This is a genomic window from Cellulomonas sp. Y8 (assembly GCF_008033115.1).
Lineage (GTDB): Bacteria > Actinomycetota > Actinomycetes > Actinomycetales > Cellulomonadaceae > Cellulomonas.
The window spans coordinates 1552896-1573760 of sequence record NZ_CP041203.1 but is presented as its reverse complement, the minus strand read 5'-3'; the positions used below and the strand labels follow the sequence as shown (position 1 = coordinate 1573760).

Below are 20865 nucleotides of genomic sequence, written 5' to 3'. Positions count from 1 at the left end.
AGGAGTCGCTTCGTCATGCCCGCACGCCCGCACGCACCGTCCCGCCGCGCCGCCCGTCGGTCGGTCCCGGCGCTGGTGGCGGCCGTCGTGGTGGCGGCGCTCGCGGGCTGCACGGGGGTGGCGGGGACGTCCGGCGGGACGGCCGCGGTGGCGGGCGACCGGCCCGCGCTGGCCGACGTCACGCCCGTCGACGACCCGCGCGGCTGGGAGGGCGAGCAGACGGCCGTGGCCGCCGCGACCCCCGTCGACCCGGTCGCCGACGACCCGCGGCCCGCACTCCCCGTCACGTTGACGGACGCGCAGGGCACCGAGGTCACGGTCACCGACACGAGCCGGGTCCTCGCGCTCGACCTGTACGGGTCGACGTCCCGGATCCTCTTCGAGCTCGGCCTGGGCGGGAGCGTCGTCGGCCGCGACTCGTCGTCCGACTTCCCGGAGATCGCCGACCTGCCCGTGGTGACGACGAGCGGGCACGACCTGTCCGGGGAGGCGATCCTCGAGCTCGCGCCGACGCTGATCATCACCGACACCACCCTCGGCCCCTGGGACACCGTGCTCCAGATGCGCGACGCGGGCATCCCCGTGGTCGTGGTCGACTCCCACCGCGAGCTCGGCACCGTCGGGGACCTGATCGCGTCCGTGGCGGCGGCGGTCGGGCTCCCCGAGGAGGGCGCCGCGCTCGCCGCCCGCACGCAGGCCGAGATCGACGAGGTCCGGGCCCAGGTCGACCGGCTGGCACCCCAGGACCCCGCCGACCGGCTGCGGGTGGTGTTCCTCTACCTGCGCGGCCAGGCCGGCGTGTACTACCTGTTCGGCGAGGGCTCCGGCGCGGACTCGCTCATCGAGGCGCTCGGCGCGGTCGACGTCGCCGGCGAGATCGGCTGGCAGGGGATGCGGCCGGTGACCGACGAGGGCCTGGTCGCCGCCCAGCCGGACCTCGTCCTGGTGATGACGAAGGGGCTGGAGTCGGTCGGCGGGGTCGACGGGCTGCTGGAGCAGCTGCCGGCGGTCGCGCAGACGCCCGCGGGCGAGCACCGCCGGGTCGTCGACATGGCGGACACCCAGGTGCTGTCGTTCGGGCCGACCTCGGCGCAGACGCTCGACGCCCTCGCCCGGGCCTTCTACGCGCCGGACGCGTCGTGACGGCGCTGCGCGAGCCGGGCGCGGACCGGGCCGCGGCGACCGGCGCCCCGCGCACGCCCGCACCCGTCCCGGGGCTCGCCCGCACCCGGCACCGCCGCGTCGTGCCGCTCGCGGTCGGCCTGGTCGTCGCCCTGCTCGCCCTCGCGGTCGTCGCCGCCGGGACCGGGCAGCTGCGCGTCCCGCCGGCCGAGGTCCTCGGTTCGGTGCTGCACCGGATCGGCCTCGACGCCGGCCCGCTGCCGAGCCACGCGAACGGCGACGCCGCCCTGTGGACCATCCGGTTCCCGCGCGTCGTCATGGCCGTGCTCGCGGGCGCGGCCCTCGCGACCGCCGGCGCCGTCATGCAGGGCGTCTTCGGCAACCCGCTCGCCGACCCCGGAGTCGTCGGGGTGTCGTCCGGCGCGGCGCTCGCGGCCTGCACCGGCATCGTGTTCGGCCTGAACTTCCTCGGTGCGTTCACGTCGGCGGCGCTGGCGTTCGTCGGCGGCCTGGTCACGACGCTCGTGGTCTACCTGCTGGCCCGGTCCGGCGGCCGCACCGAGGTGGTCACGCTGGTGCTGACCGGCGTCGCGGTGAACGCGGTCGCCGGCGCCGGCATCGCGTTCCTCACCTTCCTCGCCGACACCCAGGCGCGCGAGCAGATCGTGTTCTGGCAGCTCGGCTCGCTGAACGGGACGCGCTGGCAGTACGTGGCCGTGGTCGCGCCGTTCGTCGCCGTCGGGCTGCTCGTGGCGCTGCTGGTCGCGCGGCGCCTCGACCTGCTCGCGCTGGGGGAGCGGGCCGCGCGGCACGTCGGCGTCGACGTCGAGCGGCTGCGGATCGTGAGCATCGTCGCGGTCGCCCTGCTCACCGCAGCGGCCGTGGCGTTCTGCGGGATCATCGCGTTCGTCGGCCTGGTCGTGCCGCACCTGGTCCGGATGCTCGTCGGGCCCGGCCACCGGGCGTTGGTGCCGCTGAGCGCGCTGGGCGGCGCGGTGCTGCTGCTCGCCGCCGACCTCGTCGCCCGCACCGCCGTGGCCTACGCGGACCTGCCGATCGGCATGCTCACCGCGCTGGTCGGCGGCCCGTTCTCTTCTTCTGGCTGATCCGCCGCACCCGCCGCCAGGCCGGGGGCTGGGCGTGAGCGCGGCGGCGGTCGGGCTGACCGGGGCCGGGTACGACGTCGACGGGGTCACGCTGCTCGACGGCGTGGACCTGCGGGTCGAGGCCGGGGAGCTGCTCGCGGTCGTCGGGCCGAACGGGGCCGGGAAGTCCACGCTGCTCGGCCTGCTGGCGGGCGACCTGCCCGACCCGCGGCTCCGTGACGTCGGAGGGCGCCGCGGTCGAGCGGCTGAAGCCCGCCGACCTGGCGCGCCGGCGCGCCGTGCTGCTCCAGGAGCACCGGCTGAGCTTCCCGTTCGCGGTCGCCGAGGTCGTCCGCATGGGCCGGGCGCCCTGGCGCGGCACCGCCGCCGAGGACGACGACGACCGCCTGGTCGCCGAGGCCGCCGCCGCGGCCGACGTGCTGCACCTCGCGGACCGCCGGTTCCCCACGCTGTCCGGCGGCGAGAAGGCCCGCACCGCGTACGCCCGCGCCCGCGCGCAGGCCACGCCGGTGCTGCTGCTCGACGAGCCGACCGCGGCGCTCGACCTGCGGCACCAGGAGATGCTCCTCGGCCAGGCGCGCGACCTGGCCCGCGCGGGCCACGCCGTCGTCGCCGTCCTGCACGACCTCAGCCTCGCCGGCGCGTACGCCGACCGGGTCCTGCTGCTCGGCGGGGGCCGGGTACGCGGCCTGGCGCGCGCCCGCCGACGTCCTGCGACCCGACCTGCTCGGGGCCGTCTACCGGCACCCGGTCGAGGTCCTCGTCCACCCCCGCACGGGCGACCTGCTCGTGCTGCCCGACCGCTCCAGCACCACCCCGGAGGACCCCCGATGACCCCGACGCCGCTCCGCGCCCTCGCGGCCGCCGCGCTCGCCGCCGCAGCCGCCCTCGCCGCCGCCGGCCCCGCCGCCGCGGCGCCCCAGGTGGTCGTCGCCGGGGAGGGCGGGCAGGCCGTCGCCGCGCCGGACGCGCCCACGAGCGTGCAGGTGTCCGGCACCGGCTTCCAGTCCGTGCCCGGCGGGTTCGGCGGGGTGTACGTGCTGTTCGGCTGGGTCGACCCGGCGAGCGGCGACGGCTGGCGACCGTCCGCCGGCGGCGTCACGGGCACCCAGTACCGGTACGCCGTCGACGTGCAGGGCCAGGAGAACGCGGGCTACCAGCGGTTCGTCGCGTTCCCCGGCTCGACGACCGCGGCCGACGCCAACGGCGGCGTGGTCGCCGAGGACGGCTCGTGGTCGACGGACCTCACGATCCCCGGGGCGACCCTGACCGCGCTCGACGCCGCCGGCGGCACCGTCGAGGTGGACTGCCGCGCGGTGACGTGCGGGGTCATCACGATCGGCGCGCACGGGGTGGCGAACGCGAACAACGAGTCGTTCACGCCGGTGGCGTTCGAGGACGCCGGCGCGGCGGACGCCGGCGCGACGGGGTCGACCGCCGAGCCCGGCGCCGAGCCGGCGACCGCCGCGCCGACCGAGCCGGCGGCCGGGCCCACCGCCGAGGTGACCGCCGTCGCGGCCCCCGTCGAGGACGGCACCGAGGGCATCGGCGCCGCGCCGTGGGTCGTGGCCGGGTCGGCCGCCGCCGCGGCGGTCGCCGCGACGGTCGCCGGGGTGGCCGCGTCCCGCGCCGCCCGGCGCCGGCGCGAGGCCGAGGCGGCCGGCGCGACCGGCGCCGCACCGGGCGACCGGCCGGCCGAGCGGCACGGCGACCAGCAGCACTGACCGAGGAGGACCGCGGCCCGTCGGGGGGCGCGGCCCGCACGATCGCCCGGGTCCCCGGGCCGGAGAGGGAGACGATGCACCGAGGAACGAGGACCCGCGCCTGGCGCGCGGTGACCGGCGCGCTGGTCGCGCTGGTCGTGGGCGCGGGGTCCGCGCTCGTGGCGACCCCCGCGGTCGCCGCGCCGACGCCGACGCTGACGGTGTCGCCGACGACCGGGCTGGACCCGGACGGCGCGACGATCACGATCACCGGCCGGGACTTCGACCCCGCGTTCACGCAGGGGCCGATGGTGGCCGGCATGTACGCGCAGATCGGGTGGCTGGCGGACACCTGGCGCCCGTCGCAGGGGGCGTCGGCCGGCGCGCGGTCCAACGCCTACCGCGTCGCGGTCGAGGACACCCCGACCGGCGGCGAGTACGTGCAGTGGACGGACGACGACGGCGACGGCCTGGTGGACTTCACCTGGACCCAGACGATCACGAAGGCCGCGCTGGACGCCGTGGAGATCGAGGGCGGGCAGCTCGCGGTGTTCACCGTCGGCGGCAAGGGCGTGGTGCAGGCGGGCAACGAGGTCGCCGTGCCGATCGCGTTCGCGGAGCCGGTGACCGAGGAGCCGGGCACGGGTGAGCCGGGGACCGGGGAGCCGGGCACGGGTGAGCCCGGCACCGAGGAGCCGGGCACAGGCGAGCCCGGCACCGAGGAGCCGACGGCCCCGGCCGAGCCGACGCTGACCGTCACGCCGACGACGGGCCTGGACCCCGAGGGTGCGACCCTGACGATCACCGGCTCCGGCTACGACACCAGCGCGCTCGGCCTCTACGGCCCGAACGCGGGCCAGCCCGCCGGGTTCTACGCGCAGGTCGGCTGGCTGGCGAGCACCTGGCGCCCGTCGGAGGGGGCGGCCGCGTCGGCGCGCACGAACGCGTACTCGGCGTGGGTGCAGGGCGTCAGCGAGACGAGCCCCTACCTGAAGTGGACGCTGGCCGCCGACGGCACCGCGGGCTTCACCTGGACCGTCACGGTCGACAAGGAGACGCTGGACGCGAAGGCGCTCGCGGGCGGCACGCTCGCGGTCTTCACCACCGGCGCCGGCGGCACCACCCAGGCGGGCAACGAGCGCGCGGTCCCGATCGCCTTCGCGGCGGCGGGCGGCGAGACGCCCGGTGGCGAGAACCCGGGCGGCGGCGAGGGCGGCGAGACGCCCGGTACCCCCGGCACCCCCGGCGGCGGGACCCCGGCGCCCTCCTGCGTCGCGATCACCGGCGCCACCTTCTCCTGGGGCGTCCGCGAGTCGTTCCGCTCCTACATCACGAGCCCGATCGCGAGCGGCTCGATCAGCACCACCGGCGTGTCCGGCACCGGCCCGTGGACCTGGTCCGCCGGCACGGGCCGGGTCGACGCCGACGGCCTGGCGACGTCCACGTGGTCGGGCGGCGTCCGGTTCACCGGCCACGAGGGCGCGCTCGACCTCACGTTCGCGAGCCCCGAGGTGCGGGTCACCGGCGCCACCACGGCGTCGCTGCTGATGTCGGTCTCCTCCGGCACGGCCGTCGCCACCCGCGTCGAGGTCGCCACGCTCGACCTGGCGGGCGGCACCGCGGGCTCGACGGCCTCGACGGTCGCCTGGTCCGGCGTCCCCGCGACGCTGACCGCCGCGGGGAGCACGGCGTTCGCCGGCTTCTACCCGGCCGGCGCGCCGCTCGACCCGGTGTCGTTCACGCTGCCGCTCGGCGCGGCCACGGACTGCGGCACGCCGACGGTCCCGACCACCCCCACGGTCCCGACGACGCCGACCCTGCCCGGTGGCGACGCCGAGCCGGCGCCGGTGCGCGAGGTCCAGGGCCTGAACGCGTCGGGCGCGGTCACCGCGGGCGGCGAGCTCACCCTGACGGCGAACGGGTTCGGCGCGGGCGAGGGCGGCATCCGCCTCGAGCTGCACTCCGACCCGGTCCTGCTGGCGACGCTCACGGCCGACGCCTCCGGCACGGTCGCGGCGACGTTCACCATCCCGGCGTCCACGCCGGCGGGGGCGCACACGCTCGTGCTGATCGGCGCGGGCCAGACCCTCGAGTTCCCGATCACCGTCCAGGCCGCGGCGCCGACGTGCGTGGCCCGGGCCGTGTCCGGGGCGTCGTTCACCTGGGGCGTGCGGGACTCGTTCCGCAGCTACGTCACCGGGCCGATCGCGAGCGGGTCGATCAGCGCCTCCGGCGTCTCGGGCTCCGGCCCGTGGACCTGGTCCGGCGGCACCGGCCGGTACAACACCGCCGGCGACGTCGGCTCGGCCTCCTGGTCGGGCGGCGTGCAGTTCACCGGGCACGCGGGCCAGCTGGACCTGACGTTCTCGAACCCGACGGTCCGCGTCACGAGCGGCTCGTCCGCGACCCTGACGATGACCGTGGCGAGCCCGTCCGGCTCGTCCCGCGTGGCGCTCGCCACGCTGGACCTGTCCGCCGGCTCGGAGTCCTCGGGCGCCTCGCAGGTGGCGTGGTCCGGGGTCCCGGCGACGCTGACCCAGGCCGGCGCGACCGTGTTCCAGGGGTTCTACTCCGCCGGCGCGGCGCTCGACCCGGTGTCGTTCACGCTGCCGCTCGGCGCGGAGGTCGAGTGCGACGCCGCGTCCGGCAGCCTGGCCACCACGGGCGCCGAGCCCGGCGACGCGGTCGGCTACGCCGTCGCGCTGCTGCTGTTCGGCGCGCTCCTGACGGCGGCGGCGTACCGTCGCCGGCAGCGCTCGGCCGCGCTCGCGGCCTGATCGACGGGCGGCGCGACCGGACGGTCGCGCCGCCCCGACCACCGTGCCCGGGCACGGTGTCGCGCGGAGGGCGACCGCGTGGCACCGTGTCGGGCGCGCCCCCGTCCACCCGCACCGAACCGAGGACCCGCATGACCGCCCCGCACCCCGGCAGCTCCGCCGGCACCCCCGCCCGGCCCGGCGGGGAGCGTCCCCCCGGCAGCGCGCCGGGCGGCCGACCGGACGGGGCGGCCCGTCCCGCGAACGGGCGCCCGGGCGGAGGGCACCCCGGCGGTCGTCCCGCCGGCGGTCACCCCGGTGCACCCGGCGGCGGCCACCCGGGTCGCCCCGGTGGCGCGCCCCTCGGCCCGCCCCAGGTCCCGACGCCCCCGCTGTCCCGCCGGACCAGCCTGCTGCCCGCCGCGCTGACCTGGGGCGTCGCGGCCGGCACCACCGCCGTCTATCTCGCGCTCGGTGCGGTCCTCGACGGCGCCCGTACCGGCGCCGGCGTCCCGGTCGGCGCCCTGGTCGCGATCGTCCTCGGCGTCGTCGCCCTCGCGGCCGCGGCCTTCGCGGGCCCGCGGCTGAGCCTGGGCGCGGTCGGCCGCCGCGAGGTCGAGCGCCGCGACGTGCTGCTCGACCAGATGTTCCGGCTGGGCGTCGCGTTCCGGACCCAGGAGCGGTCGGGCCGGTTCGTCTCGACGGCCACCGACGGCGTCGAGCGAGTCGCCTCCTACGAGGTCACCTTCAAGTTCCCGATCATCGCCTCGATGACGGTCCCGGTGATCGCGCTCGTCGCGCTCGGCGCGGCCGTCGACTGGGTGGTGGCCGGCTGGCTGGCGCTCGCGCTGCCCGCCATCCCGCTGCTGGTCAACGGGTTCCAGAAGCTGTTCCGCAGCGTGTCCGTGCAGTACCGGATGACCGCGCGCCGGTTCTCCGCCCAGTTCCTCGACGCGATCCAGGGGTTGCCGACGTCGACGGCGTTCAACCGGGCGGCGACCAAGGGCGCGGAGCTCGCGCGCAGCGCGGAGCAGCTGCGCCGGATGGTCATGCGCCTCCTGGCGGGCAACCAGGTGGTGCTGCTCGTCATCGACGCCTCGTTCTCGCTGGCGATGGTCGCCGCCGCCGCCGGCCTCGCGATGGCGCGGCTCCGGGAGGGCGCGATCACCCCCGGGCAGGCGGTCGCGGTCGTCCTGGTGTCGACCGTGCTGCTCGAGCCGCTGGACCGGGTCGGTCAGTTCTTCTACGTCGGCATGGGGGGCCGCGCGGCCGTGCGGGAGATCGACACGGTGCTCGCGCAGCCGGCGACGGCCGGGGATGCGCCGGGCGTCCGCGAGCCGGTGACCAGCACGTTCCACGTGAATCCTCGCGAGGCCGACGCGGTGGGTGATGGCCGTCCCGAGGCGGTGGCGCTCGACCACGTGTCCTTCGCCTACCCCGGCGGCCGCCCCGTGCTCGACGACGTGTCGTTCGCCGTGCCCCGCGGCGGGCGGGTCGCGCTCATCGGGCCGTCCGGCTCCGGCAAGAGCACCGTCGCCGCGCTCGTCCAGGCGCACCTGCGCCCGGGGTCCGGCGTCGTCCGGGTCGGCGGCCACGACGCCACCACGGTCCCGGTCGACTGGGTCCGCGCGCAGACCGCGGTGGTCGCGCAGACCACCTACCTGTTCACCGGCACGCTGGCGGACAACCTGCGGCTCGCCGCGCGCGACGCCCACGACGACCGGCTGTGGCACGCGCTCGCGGAGGCGAACCTCGCCGACGACGTGCGCCGGTTCCCCGACCGACTGGCGACCCGGGTCGGCGAGCGCGGGCTGTCGCTGTCCGGCGGCCAGGCCCAGCGGCTCGCCGTCGCCCGCGCGCTGCTCAAGGACGCGCCCGTGCTGCTCCTCGACGAGCCGACGAGCCAGGTGGACGCCGCCTCGGAGTCGGCGCTGGTCGAGGCGCTCGACCGGGCCGGTGAGGGCCGCACGGTGGTCGTGGTCGCGCACCGGCTCAGCACGGTCCGCGGCGCGGACGAGGTGCTGGTGCTCGCCGAGGGCCGCATCGTCGAGCAGGGCCCGCCCGACCGGCTCGGCAGCATCGACTCGTACTACGCCCGCGCGCTGGACCTGTCCGGCGTCGTCGCGGGCCCGCTCACCGAGCAGGAGGCCCGCCCGTGAGCGCCGCCACGCAGCCCCGCCCCGCGACGCCGGCCGGGGCACCCGCCCCCGCCACGCCCGAGGTCCCCCTGACCCGGGCCGCCATCTCCCGCCGCCTGGTGCGGTTCGGCCGACCCGTCCTGCCGCCGCTCGCCGCGTCGCTCGTGTGCCGCGTGGTCGGCCAGCTGCTCGGCATCGCGCTGCTCGGCGTCTCCGCGTGGGGCGTCGCGCGAGTCGCGCAGGACCCCGACGCGGCGATCGCGCCCGTCGTGTGGACCCTCGTCGCGCTGTCGCTGGTCAAGGGGGTGCTGCGCTACCTGGAGCAGTTCACCGGGCACGCCGTCGCGTTCCGCGCGCTCGCCATGCTCCGCGTCGACTTCTACGACCGGCTCGCCCCGCAGTCGCCCGCCGGGGTGCTGTCCCGGCGCACCGGGGACCTGGTGAACCGCGCGACCAAGGACGTGGACCGCGTCGAGGTGTTCTTCGCGCACACCCTGGTGCCGGCGGTCAGCGCCGTCGTCGTGCCGGTGGTCGTGCTGGTGGTGCTCGCGGCCGGCTACGACCCGGTGCTCGCGCTGGTGCTGCTGCCGTTCCTGCTGCTCGTCGGCGCGGTGGTCCCCGGCTGGGGCCGCACCCCGAGCGCCGCGGCCGCGACCCGGGTCCGCGCCGCGCGCGGCCGGCTGGCCCAGCTGGTGACGGAGTCGCTGCAAGGCGTCCGCGAGGTGCTGGCGTTCGGCGCCGCCGGTCGCCGCCGCGCCGAGGCCCGGGACGTGGCCGCCGAGGTCGACGCCGGGCTCGCCGGCCTCGCGACCTGGACCGCGCGCCGCCGGGCCGCGAACTCGGTGCTCCTGGTCGGAGCGGTCGTGACCGTGGCGCTGGTCGGCGCCGCCCGCGTCGGGTCCGGCGCGCTGGACTGGCCGTCGTACGCGGTGGCGGTCGTGCTCGCGCTGGCGGTGTTCACCCCGGTGCTCGCCGTCGAGGATGTCGCGCCTGACCTCGAGCAGGCCTTCGCCGCGGCCCGCCGCATCTGGCGGATCACCGACGCCGCCCCCGCGACGACGTCTCCCGCCGACCCGGTGCCGCTGCCCGACGGGCCGCTCGACATCCGGTTCGAGGGCGTGGGCTTCACCTACCCGGCACCCGACCTCGACCCCGACGACCCGGCCGCCGCGACGCTGGGCTCCGTCGAGCGCCGGCCCGTGCTCACGGGGCTGGACCTGCACGTCCCGGCCGGGAGCACGACCGCCGTCGTCGGCTCGTCGGGCTCGGGCAAGTCGACGCTGGTGAACCTGCTGACCCGCGCCTGGGACCCGGACGCCGGGCGGGTGCTGCTCGGCGGGGTCGACGTGCGGGACGTGTCGCTCGAGGACCTGCGGCGGCACGTCGCCGTCGTCGGCCAGAGCACGTACCTGTTCAACGACACGCTCGCGGCGAACCTCCGGCTCGCCGCGCCGGACGCCACCGACGCCGAGCTGGAGGCCGCCTGCCGGCGCGCCGCCCTGCACGACGCGGTGCTGGCGATGCCGGACGGGTACGAGACCCGGGTCGGCGAGATGGGGGAGCGGCTGTCCGGCGGGCAGCGGCAGCGGGTCGCGATCGCGCGGGCGCTGCTGCTGGACGCGCCGGTGCTCGTGCTCGACGAGGCGACCAGCCAGCTCGACGTCGCGACCGAGGCCGAGATCCAGGACGCCCTGGCCGAGGCGGCGAAGGGGCGGACGGTCCTGGTCATCGCGCACCGCCCGGGCGCCGTCCGCACGGCCGACCGGGTCCTCCGCATCGAGAACCTCGCGCGCGCCTGACCGCCCGCAGCCGACCCCCGTCTCGGCGTACTGAGGCCGCCGAGCGAGCAGCCGACGCGTCGAGCGAGTACCCGGCGACTACTCGCTCGACGCGTCGGGTACTCCGTGGCGGGCGTGCACCCGCCCGGGGCGGGTGCGGGGGAACGCGTGCTGCAGGCCGGCGCGCGGCGGGTCAGGCGGTGCGGGTGGCGATGACGTCGTGGGACGGGCGGCCCGCCTGCTCGCCGCGGCGCTCGAACTTGGTGACCGGGCGGTGCGCCGGGCGCGGCGCGAAGCCGCCGTGCGGGTTGGTCAGCCCCGGGTCGGCGTCGACGACCTCGAGCATCTGCTCGGCGTACTCCGCCCAGTCCGTCGCGCAGTGCAGCGTGCCGCCGAGCCGCAGCCGGCTGCGCAGCAGGGCGACGTGGTCCGGCGCGATGATCCGGCGCTTGTGGTGCCGCGCCTTCGGCCACGGGTCGGGGAAGAACACGTGCACGGCGTCGAGCGAGTCGGGGGCGACGGTCCGGCGCACCAGGTCGAGGGCGTCCCCGTGCGCGACCCGGACGTTGGTGAGGCCCTGCTCCTCGACCAGCACCAGCAGGTTCGCGATGCCGGGCAGGTGCGCCTCGACGGCGAGGTAGTCCCGGGCGGGGTCGGCGGCGGCCATCGCCGCGGTGGCGTCGCCCATGCCGGAGCCGATCTCCAGCACGAGCGGGGCGGCGCGGCCGAACAGCCGGGCCGCGTCCAGGGCGCCGTCGGGGGTCGTCGGCGGGAGGCCGAGCGCCGGGTCGTGCACCGAGAAGCCGTACCGGGGCCACAGCCGGTCGAGCGCGTCGGTCCGGCGCTCGCCCAGCGCGGCGCGGCGCGGGTGGAAGGTGCGGATGGGGTCGCCGTGGGTGTTCGGGGCGTGCTGGAACGCGTCGCCGGGCCGCGCGTCCGCGGCGGCGGCACCCCCGGCTGCGCCGGCGTCGGCGGTCGGGGGGGCGGGGCGGTCGTCCGGGTCGGGCACGCGTCGAGGGTAACGGCGCCGCCGCACGCGTCCGCGCCGCCCCCGTCCTGGCCGGGCCGGGCCTCGTCGTCGCCGCGCCGCCCCCGTCGCCGCCGGGTCGGGCCCCGTCGTCGCCGCGCCGCCCCCGTCGCCGCCCGGGTCAGGCCCCGGCGGCCGCCGCCTCCTCGCCGGAGCTCGGCCCCATCAGCCCCAGCCGCTCCCCGAACGGCCCGGTGATCGACGCGACCCGCCCGTAGGGCGAGTCCTCCGCCGGGAGGTGCACCCCGCCGCCGAGCCGGGTGGCCGCCGCGACGACCGCGTCCGTGTCCGCGACCCGCACGTAGAGGCACCACTCGGCGCGGTCCCAGCCGCCGCCGATCCCGGCCACCGGCTCCCCGTCGAGCAGCAGCGTCGTGTAGTCGAAGCCCGGCTCGCTGATGTCCTGCAGCGCGTAGTCGAAGACCGCGGGGTAGAAGGCCCGGGCGGCGGTCGGGTCGGCGGACATGTGCTCGGCCCAGGCGATCGCGCCGGGCTCGTCGACGACCTCGGCGCCCAGGGAGGTGCCGGCCTGCCACAGCGCCACCGCCGCGCCGGCGGGGTCGGCCAGCACGGCCATCGCCCCGAACGCCATCACGTCCATCGGCCCGGCGAGCACGGTGGCCCCGAGGGCGGCGGCCCGGTCGGCGGTGCCGGCAGCGTCGGGCGTGGCGAGGAACGGCAGCCAGGCGACCGGGGCGTCGGCGGCCGGCCGGTAGCCGTTGAGCGCCGCGGCGCGCCGCCCGCCGACCAGGGCCTCGGAGTAGAAGCCGGTCTCCTCCGGCCCGACCGCGAACTCCCAGCCGAGCAGCGCGCCGTAGAACTGCCGGCCGAGCTCGAGGTCCGGGACGGCCAGCTCCGCCCAGCAGGGCGTCCCCTCGGGCCAGGGCGTGTCGCGCACGGTCATGTCGTCCCCCTCGGGTCGGGCGCGGGCCGTGGCGGCGCCGCCGGTCCCATCAGACCACCGCCCGCCGGCACCCGGCCAGCGCCGGGACGGCAGAGGGGCGCCCCGACGGGCCGGCGCTCCCTCCGCGCGCCGACCCGCCGGGACGCCCCGTCCTGTGGCCGCCCGTCAGGCGGCGAGCCGCCCCAGACCCGCGAACTCCCAGCCGGCGGTGCGCCAGCGGGTCGGGTCGAGCTTGCCGCGCGCGTCCACGACGCGGGGCGTGGCGGTGAGCGGCGCCAGCTTGTCGGCGTCCGCGTTCGCGAACTGGTCCCACTCGGTGAGCACCAGGACGACGTCGGTGCCCTCGACGGCCTCCTCGATGGAGGTCGCGTAGGACAGCGTCGGGAAGGACCGGCGCGCGGTGTCGCCGGCCTCGGGGTCGAAGACCGTCACCTGGGCGCCGCGCAGGTGCAGCGCCGCGGCGACGTTCAGCGGCCGGGGAGTCCCGGACGTCGTCGGTGTCCGGCTTGAACGCCGCACCGAGGACGCCGATGCGGCGGTTCAGCACGGAGCCGCCGCAGGCCTCGACCGCCATGTCCAGCACGCGCTCGCGCTGGCCCATGTTGATCTCGTCCACCTGCTGCAGCAGCGCCGAGGCCCGGTAGGCGCCGAGCTCGTTGGCGCGGTGCATCAGGGCGCGGATGTCCTTCGGCAGGCAGCCGCCGCCGAAGCCGAGGCCGGCGTTGAGGAACTGGCGGCCGATGCGGACGTCGTGGCCCAGGGCGTCGGCGAGGACGGTGACGTCGGCGCCGGCGGCCTCGCAGACCGTGGAGATCGCGTTGATGAACGAGATCTTCGTGGCGAGGAACGCGTTGGCGCTGACCTTGACCAGCTCGGCGGTCGGCAGGTCGGTGACGACGACCGGGGTGCCCTCGGCGATCGGGCCGGCGTAGACCTCGCGCAGCGTGGCCTCGGCCCGCGCGGAGGTGCCGCCGAGCACGATGCGGTCGGGGTGCAGGGTGTCGTCGACGGCCTTCCCCTCGCGCAGGAACTCCGGGTTCCAGACCAGCTCGAGGGAGAGCCCCGCGGGGACCTGGGCGGCGACGAGCTCGCGCAGCCGCGCCGCGGTGCCGACCGGGACGGTCGACTTGCCGACGATCAGCGCGTCCTTCGTCAGGTTCGTCGCGATGGTGGTCGCGGCGGACTCCACGTAGGACAGGTTCGCGGCGTGGCTGGTCTTCATCTGCGGGGTGCCGACGCAGATGAAGTGCACGTCGCCCCACGCGGCGGCGGACGCCAGGTCGGTGGTGAACCGCAGCCGGCCGGTCTCCAGGTGCTTCTCGAGCAGCGGGTCGAGCCCGGGCTCGAAGAACGGCACCTTGCCGGCGGCGAGCGCGTCGACCTTGGCCTGGTCGACGTCGGCGCCCAGGACCTCGAAGCCGAGCTCGGCCATGGCGACCGCGTGGGTCGCGCCGAGGTAGCCGGTGCCGTAGACGGCGATCTTCAGCGGGGCGGCCGGGGTGCCGGTGCCCGGGCGGGCCTCGGTCTCCTCGACGGGCAGGTCGGCTGCGGCCAGACCCTCGGCGGACAGGGCGGCGGCGGAGAGGGACGCGTCGTTCATGGCAGTGCTCCTCACGGTGGGGCGCGGGTGGCGGGGAGTGCGGGTCCGGCAGGCGGTCACGGGGTCGCCGCCGGGGTCGGGGTGGGCGAGGCGGTCGCGCTGGGCGACGGCGACGGCGCGGGGCTCGGCGAGGCGGTCGGCGCCGGGCCGGCGGTCGGTGCCGGGGACGGCGACGCGGTCGGAGCGGGTGCGGCGGCGGCCGCGGGCTCCTCCGCCGCCGGCGCCGCGGCGGTCGCGGCCGGTGCGGTGGCCAGCACCGTCCCGCCGAAGTTGCGCGCGGTGCCGGCCAGCCCGGTGCGGAATGCCTCGAGGCTGTTGGCCCGGGAGTCCACCCGCCAGTCGTTCGTGGCGAGCTGCCCGTCGACGTAGGTCGTCACCGCGAGGTTGAACCAGGCGAACCCGATCACGTCGTCGTTGCGGCCGGGGTCGAAGCCCTCGAAGAACGACTTCACCCAGGCGGGCTTGGTGCCGCCGACCTCGGACGCGCCGACCTCGGCGAGCAGGATCTTCTTGTCCGTGATCTCCCGGAGCTGGTTCAGCGTCCGGTCGAACGTGTACCCGAAGGTCGCGTCGTTGTCCGACTTGTACGGGGGCCGCTGGTAGCCGGAGACGCCGACCCAGTCCACGTACGCGTCGCCGGGGTAGAGCGCCCGCAGGAAGTCGGTGCTCTGGTTGGCGGCCGGCAGGTTGTTGACGATGTTCGGCGCCCACACCCAGATGACGTACTGGTTCGCGCCGTTCGCCTCGAAGACGTCGTGGACGTGCTGCCACATCTTCACGTAGTCGCCGACGCCGTTGCCGTTGATGGGGGCGCCCGAGCCGGTCTGCTCGGCCCACGGGTACCAGACGCCGTTCATCTCGTGGTCCAGGCGGATGGCGAGCGGCAGCCCGGTCGACGCGATGTCCTTCGCGTACTGGGTGAGGTAGGCGTCGAAGTCGCCGGCGATGATCTTCGGCAGGGTGTAGTCCGGCTCGTCGACCACGTCGTTGCCGGACGCGATCGGCCGGGACTCCCAGGTGAGCATCGGGAGCATGCCGCGCTGCCAGGCCCGGGTCACCGCGTTGGCGCGGTAGGCCTCGTCCCAGCCGCCGAAGAAGCCGACCATCGACTGCTGGCGGCCCACCTCGTCCGCCGCGTCGTCGAACGTGGCCCAGTTGAACGGGGCCTGCTCGGTGTACATGCCGAAGTAGCGGCTGGTCGGGTTCACCAGCGCCGCCTTGCTCGGGGCGGTCGGCCTGGTGGGCGCGGCGGGGGTGCTCGGGTTGTCCGGGCGCGGGGTGCTGGGGTTCGCCGCGCCGGAGCCGGCCGCCGCCGCCGTGCCGCCACGGCCCGACCGGGACGAGGAGCCGGACGACTTCGAGGAGCCCGACCTCGACGACCCGGAGGTCGCCTTCTGGTCCGCCTCGGCCGCCGCGGCGGCCTCGGCCTCGCGCTGCGCCTGGTTCTGCGCGGCGGACTCCTCGCCCTTCTTGCGCGCGGCCTGCTCGTCGCCGAGGACCTCGCGCAGGGCGTCGGCCTGCGCGCGGCTGGACTGGAGCTGGCCCTCGAGCTCGGCGTTCCGCTGCTGGAGCGCGAGCTCGGCGGCGGTCGGCTCGTCGGCCTGGGCGTTGACGATCGAGGAGACCGTCGGCAGGTTCCACACGACGGCGGTGACGGCCACGAGGGCCAGCACGATGACGGCGGTCGCGACGCGGGCGCGGACGGTCATCCGGCCCATCGTCGGGGCCCACCAGTGCTTGCCGCTGGGCGTGATCGGTGCGTCAGACATAGAGGAGGGCCTCCAGGGCGAACAGGACCACGGCGATCACGTAGGGGATCGCCGCGAGCGGGTTGAGCCGCCGGCGGGCGGGGGCGGGCGCGGCGGCACGGGCGTGCCGGCGCGAGCTCTCGGGGGCGGCCACGGTGGCGACCGCGGTGTGCGCGGCAGGGACCGGCGCGGCGGTGGTCGGGGCGGGCGCGGCGGCGCCGGCCTCCAGAGGGGCGTGCCCGGCGACCGCGTGCACGGGCTCGCCGTACGCGCCCGGGTCGGTGGCGTGGTCGCGCTGGGTCGGGAAGCCGCCGCGGTCGACGACGTCCACCGGCGCCGTGTCGGCGATCAGGCCGAGCTCGGCCTCGAGCGTGCCGGGCTGCGGGGCCTCCTCCGCGCCACCCTGACCCGGGTCGCCGCCGGCGTACGCACCGGCTCGGGTGCCCCAGCCGGAGGCGTGCGCCATGCGGAGGAAGCCGAGCAGCCGGACCGGCATGAGGAAGAACGTCGAGACGATGATGAAGATCGGCAGCCGGAAGAAGTCGCTCGGGACCTCCTGCAGGTGCCGTATCTGCCGGATCGCCATCGACAGCACGGAGGACACGACCATCAGGGCGATGACCCAGAACCAGCCGGCCTGGGCGCCGTAGGTCTCGAGCATCGCCTCGTAGAGGTTGACGCCCGTGCCGCTCACCGAGCGGTAGACCCAGCCCGCGATCGTCCCGACGAGCAGGAACGGCAGCAGGATGTCGGTCAGGAAGAAGATCGCCAGGATCGGCGCGTGCCCGAGCATCCAGGGCAGCATCCGCAGCGTGTTGTACTGCGACCCGCGGGCCCAGCGGAGCTGCTGCTTGAACAGCTTCTTCACCTGCAGCGGGGCGTCGGTGTAGACGAGGCTCGTGTGCTGGTAGACGGTCCGGTAGCCCTGCTTGAGGGTGAGGTTCGTCAGCGTGCGGTCGTCGGAGACCTCGAGGAAGACGCCCATGAACCGCTGGGTCATGAAGTCGTCCATGACGTCGATGAGGATGTGCCGGCGGAACGCGATCGTGCGCCCCGGGAGGCAGCCGACCTGGCCGAGCACCGACTGCGCGGGCATCGAGTAGAGCGAGCGCGAGTTCTCCAGCCAGTCCGCCCAGCGGGTGATCCAGGAGCGGGTCGGCTCGAGGATGCGCTGGCGGGTGGTGACGCCGCCGACGTTCGTGTCCTTGAACGGCTTGATCAGCTCGGGCAGCGTGCCCGGCGTCCACACCGTGTCGGAGTCGAGCAGCACGGTGATGTCGTACTTCGACATCTCGGTGCCGATCTTGACGGCGTTGCGCTTGCCCGGGATCGGGGTGTGCACCCAGCGGACGAGCGGTGCGAACTCCTCGCACACGGCCTCGAGCCCGGGGTTGCGCGCGCCGTTGATGACGACGATGACCTCGTCGGGGCGCTGCTCGGTCACCCGGGTCAGCACGTCGCGGAACAGGTCGAGCGGCTCGTCGACCACGGGGACGATCACGCTCGTCGTCTCGTGGTGCTCCTCGGTCCACGGGCGGTACCGGCGGGACAGGCCCACCTTGAGCAGCCACAGGGCCCAGACGAGCCCGGAGAAGATCGTGAACAGGTACAGCTCGGCTTGCTCGTCGAGCATGTGCCGGATCTGCAGGATGAAGATGAACATCGCTCACCTCGGCGTCGGTCGGGAGGGTGCCGGCGGCGACGGTGACGCGGCGGAGAACGGGGTCGGGATGCGCTGTCCCGGTCGGGAGGCGTCGGCCTCTGTGACTGGAGTGGGGGGCAGACGAGGACGTGGTGTCACCCGTTCGGACGGGCGGAGACGAGACGATCGGGTGAGTCTGTGCGCCGGTTGTGCTCCCGGCCTCGAGTGGGCCCAGCGTGTTGGACGCGGTACCCGTCGCGCAACTCGCACCCGGCAATTCGGGCACAGTTTGTGAGATGGATCACAGCTAACGTGTCCGGATTGCCCGCAAATGCGCAGATCACAGTCGTGCAAGTCGGACATGTCCGGAACAGGGAAGCGCTTCAACAGCGTCGCAGGTCAGCGCGCGTGTCGCGCGTTGCGCGGATGTGTCGTACGGGAGTCGGGGGCGTGAAGCCGGTCACAACGCGTGGTGACGAGGGTCAGAGTCACGCGCTGCTATGACCCGACGTCACCCGTGCGGTCGAGCCCCGTGTCGCCGCGTGGGGAAGTGGGCCCGCCTCGTTCCGGTCCGGCTCGACGCGCAGAGTTGAGCGGAATAGGCTCAACTTGCTCGGCGTTGCACCGGACGTCCCGCGCGGAGCCGCGGGGCGACACGCACGCTCGACCACGCGCGCGGCCGACCGGTCGCGCGCGACCCGGACGCACGGAGGGGACGTTGGACGCGAAGCTCACCACCAAGTCGCAGGAGGCGATCGGCGACGCCATCCAGCAGGCGTCGGCCGCGGGCAACCCGCAGCTGGAACCCGCCCACCTGCTGAACGCGCTGCTCGGCCAGGAGGGCGGCGTGGCGAACGGCCTGCTCGACGCCGTGGGTGCCGACCGCCAGGCACTCGGCCGCGCGGTGCGCGCGATCCTGGTCAACCTGCCCGCCGCGAGCGGCTCGTCCGTCGCGCAGCCGACCGCCTCCCGGGCCACCGCGTCCGCGATCGAGGCCGCGTCGGCCGAGGCGCGCACCCTGGGCGACGACTACGTGTCCACGGAGCACCTGCTGCTCGGGCTCGCCGCCGGGCAGACCGGCGTCGCCGACGCGCTCCGCGCCCAGGGCGCCTCCCGCGACGCGCTCGCCGCCGCACTGCCGTCCGTCCGCGGCTCCGCCCGCGTCACCAGCCCGAACCCGGAGGGCACCTACAAGGCGCTGGAGCAGTACGGCGTCGACCTCACGCAGCGCGCCCGCGACGGGAAGCTCGACCCGGTGATCGGCCGGGACGCCGAGATCCGCCGCGTGATCCAGGTGCTGTCCCGCCGGACCAAGAACAACCCGGTGCTGATCGGCGAGCCCGGCGTCGGCAAGACGGCCGTCGTCGAGGGCCTGGCCCAGCGCATCGTGGCCGGCGACGTGCCGGAGTCGCTGCGCGGCAAGCGCCTCGTCTCGCTCGACCTGGCGGCGATGGTCGCCGGCGCGAAGTACCGCGGCGAGTTCGAGGAGCGGCTGAAGGCCGTCCTGGAGGAGATCACCTCCTCCGAGGGCGAGGTCGTCACGTTCATCGACGAGCTGCACACGGTCGTCGGCGCGGGCGCGGGCGGCGAGGGTGCGATGGACGCGGGCAACATGCTCAAGCCCATGCTGGCCCGCGGCGAGCTGCGCCTGGTCGGCGCCACCACACTCGACGAGTACCGCGAGCGGATCGAGAAGGACCCCGCCCTCGAGCGGCGGTTCCAGCAGGTGTTCGTCGGCGAGCCGTCCGTGGAGGACACCGTCGCGATCCTGCGCGGGCTCAAGGAGCGGTACGAGGCGCACCACAAGGTGACGATCGCGGACGCCGCGCTGGTCGCCGCCGCCACGCTGTCGGACCGGTACATCACCGGCCGCCAGCTCCCGGACAAGGCGATCGACCTCGTCGACGAGGCCGCGTCCCGGCTGCGGATGGAGCTGGACTCCTCCCCGGTCGAGATCGACGAGCTGCAGCGCGCCGTCACCCGGCTGGAGATGGAGGAGGTCGTGCTGTCCGAGGCGGACGACCCGGCCTCCCGCGAGCGGCTGGAGAAGCTGCGCGCGGACCTCGCCGACCGCCGCGAGGAGCTCGCCGGGCTGACCGCCCGCTGGGAGAAGGAGAAGGCCGGCCACAACCTCGTCGGCGACCTCAAGGCGCGCCTGGACGACCTGCGCTCGACCGCGGACCGGCTGCTGCGCGAGGGCGACCTCGCCGCCGCGGCGCGGCTCCAGTACGGCGAGATCCCGGCCGTGGAGAAGGAGATCGCCGAGGCGGAGGCCAGCGAGCGCGAGGCGGACGCCGCGGCCGCCGAGGCGCAGGCGCCGATGATCGCCGACAAGGTCGGTCCGGACGAGATCGCCGAGGTCGTCGCCATGTGGACCGGCATCCCCGCCGGGCGGCTGCTCGAGGGGGAGACCGCGAAGCTGCTCCGGATGGAGGAGGTCATCGGCGAGCGGCTCATCGGCCAGTCCGCCGCGGTCGCCGCGGTGTCGGACGCCGTCCGGCGGTCCCGCGCGGGCATCGCCGACCCCGACCGGCCCACCGGGTCGTTCCTGTTCCTCGGCCCCACCGGCGTCGGCAAGACCGAGCTGGCCAAGGCGCTCGCCGACTTCCTGTTCGACGACGAGCGCGCCATGGTCCGGATCGACATGTCCGAGTACGCCGAGCGGCACTCCGTCGCGCGCCTCATCGGCGCGCCCCCGGGGTACGTCGGCTACGAGGAGGGCGGCCAGCTCACCGAGGCCGTCCGACGGCGCCCGTACTCGGTGCTGCTGCTCGACGAGGTCGAGAAGGCGCACCCCGAGGTGTTCGACATCCTGCTGCAGGTGCTCGACGACGGCCGGCTCACCGACGGCCAGGGGCGCACGGTCGACTTCCGGAACGTCATCCTCGTGCTGACGTCCAACCTCGGCTCGCAGCACCTCGTCGACCCGCTGCTCGACCCCGAGCAGCGTCGCGCCGGGGTGATGGACGCCGTGCGCGCGGCGTTCAAGCCGGAGTTCCTCAACCGGCTCGACGACATCGTGCTGTTCGACCCGCTGTCGCTCGAGGAGATCGGCCGGATCGTCGACCTGCAGGTGGCCGCGCTCGCGGCCCGGCTGCGGGACCGGCGGCTCGCGCTGGACGTCGACCCGGCTGCGCGCGAGTGGCTGGCGATCGAGGGCTTCGACCCGGCGTACGGCGCCCGGCCGCTCCGGCGCCTGGTGCAGCGGGAGATCGGCGACAAGCTGGCCCGGCTGCTGCTCGCGGGCGAGGTCCGGGACGGCGACACCGTGCGGGTCACGCGCGCGGGCGACGGCGGCCTGGAGCTGACCCGGGCCTGACCACGGGCGGTGCGGCGCCGAC

9 protein-coding genes and 3 pseudogenes are annotated in these 20865 nt (G+C 76.0%); 7 read left to right on the top strand and 5 right to left on the bottom strand.

The window, feature by feature from the left end; all coding sequences use genetic code 11:
* The first annotated feature begins 15 nt into the window (after nucleotides 1-15).
* The 6 genes and pseudogenes from FKM96_RS07065 (at nucleotide 16) to cydC (ending at nucleotide 10624) form a co-directional block, all read left to right on the top strand.
* Entirely contained in the window at nucleotides 16-1143 is a 1128-nt protein-coding gene (locus FKM96_RS07065; RefSeq protein ID WP_147794637.1) for a hemin ABC transporter substrate-binding protein, read from the top strand.
* A 101-nt stretch (nucleotides 1144-1244) separates the two neighbouring features.
* A pseudogene (locus tag FKM96_RS07060) lies at nucleotides 1245-2266 on the top strand (FecCD family ABC transporter permease).
* Nucleotides 2263-3952: pseudogene (locus FKM96_RS21365) on the top strand (ATP-binding cassette domain-containing protein). The pseudogenes FKM96_RS07060 and FKM96_RS21365 overlap by 4 nt, the downstream one beginning before the upstream one ends.
* 74 nt (nucleotides 3953-4026) lie before the next feature.
* Nucleotides 4027-6708, top strand: coding sequence for an HtaA domain-containing protein (locus FKM96_RS07045; protein WP_147794635.1), 2682 nt, complete (start codon nucleotides 4027-4029; stop codon nucleotides 6706-6708).
* 131 nt (nucleotides 6709-6839) lie between these two features.
* Complete coding sequence (locus tag FKM96_RS07040; RefSeq protein ID WP_147794634.1) at nucleotides 6840-8846, top strand: ABC transporter ATP-binding protein/permease; 2007 nt, start codon at nucleotides 6840-6842, stop codon at nucleotides 8844-8846.
* On the top strand, nucleotides 8843-10624 hold the full coding sequence (cydC, locus tag FKM96_RS07035; RefSeq protein WP_147794633.1) for a thiol reductant ABC exporter subunit CydC: 1782 nt from the start codon (nucleotides 8843-8845) through the stop codon (nucleotides 10622-10624). Before FKM96_RS07040 ends, cydC begins: the two co-directional genes overlap by 4 nt.
* 172 nt (nucleotides 10625-10796) lie before the next feature.
* On the opposite strand, the gene trmB is transcribed toward cydC, so the two are convergent.
* The 5 genes and pseudogenes from trmB to FKM96_RS07010 form a co-directional block, all read right to left on the bottom strand.
* Nucleotides 10797-11612 (bottom strand): tRNA (guanosine(46)-N7)-methyltransferase TrmB, encoded by an 816-nt coding sequence (trmB, locus tag FKM96_RS07030; RefSeq protein WP_210417387.1) that lies wholly within the window; start codon nucleotides 11610-11612, stop codon nucleotides 10797-10799.
* A 139-nt stretch (nucleotides 11613-11751) separates the two neighbouring features.
* On the bottom strand, nucleotides 11752-12534 hold the full coding sequence (locus tag FKM96_RS07025; protein ID WP_147794632.1) for a VOC family protein: 783 nt from the start codon (nucleotides 12532-12534) through the stop codon (nucleotides 11752-11754).
* Between the two features lie 165 nt (nucleotides 12535-12699).
* A pseudogene (locus FKM96_RS07020) lies at nucleotides 12700-14020 on the bottom strand (UDP-glucose/GDP-mannose dehydrogenase family protein).
* Between the two features lie 170 nt (nucleotides 14021-14190).
* Nucleotides 14191-15903, bottom strand: a complete 1713-nt coding sequence (locus tag FKM96_RS07015; protein ID WP_210417386.1) for a glycoside hydrolase family 26 protein — start codon at nucleotides 15901-15903, stop codon at nucleotides 14191-14193.
* A complete protein-coding gene (locus FKM96_RS07010) occupies nucleotides 15896-17545 on the bottom strand; it encodes a glycosyltransferase family 2 protein (RefSeq protein ID WP_147794631.1) in 1650 nt (549 codons plus the stop codon). Before FKM96_RS07010 ends, FKM96_RS07015 begins: the two co-directional genes overlap by 8 nt.
* 697 nt (nucleotides 17546-18242) lie before the next feature.
* Between FKM96_RS07010 and clpB the strand changes: the two genes are divergently transcribed.
* Nucleotides 18243-20843 carry an ATP-dependent chaperone ClpB gene (clpB, locus tag FKM96_RS07005; protein ID WP_147794630.1) on the top strand — a complete coding sequence of 867 codons (2601 nt, stop codon included), beginning with the start codon at nucleotides 18243-18245 and terminating at the stop codon, nucleotides 20841-20843.
* Nucleotides 20844-20865: the final 22 nt, after the last annotated feature.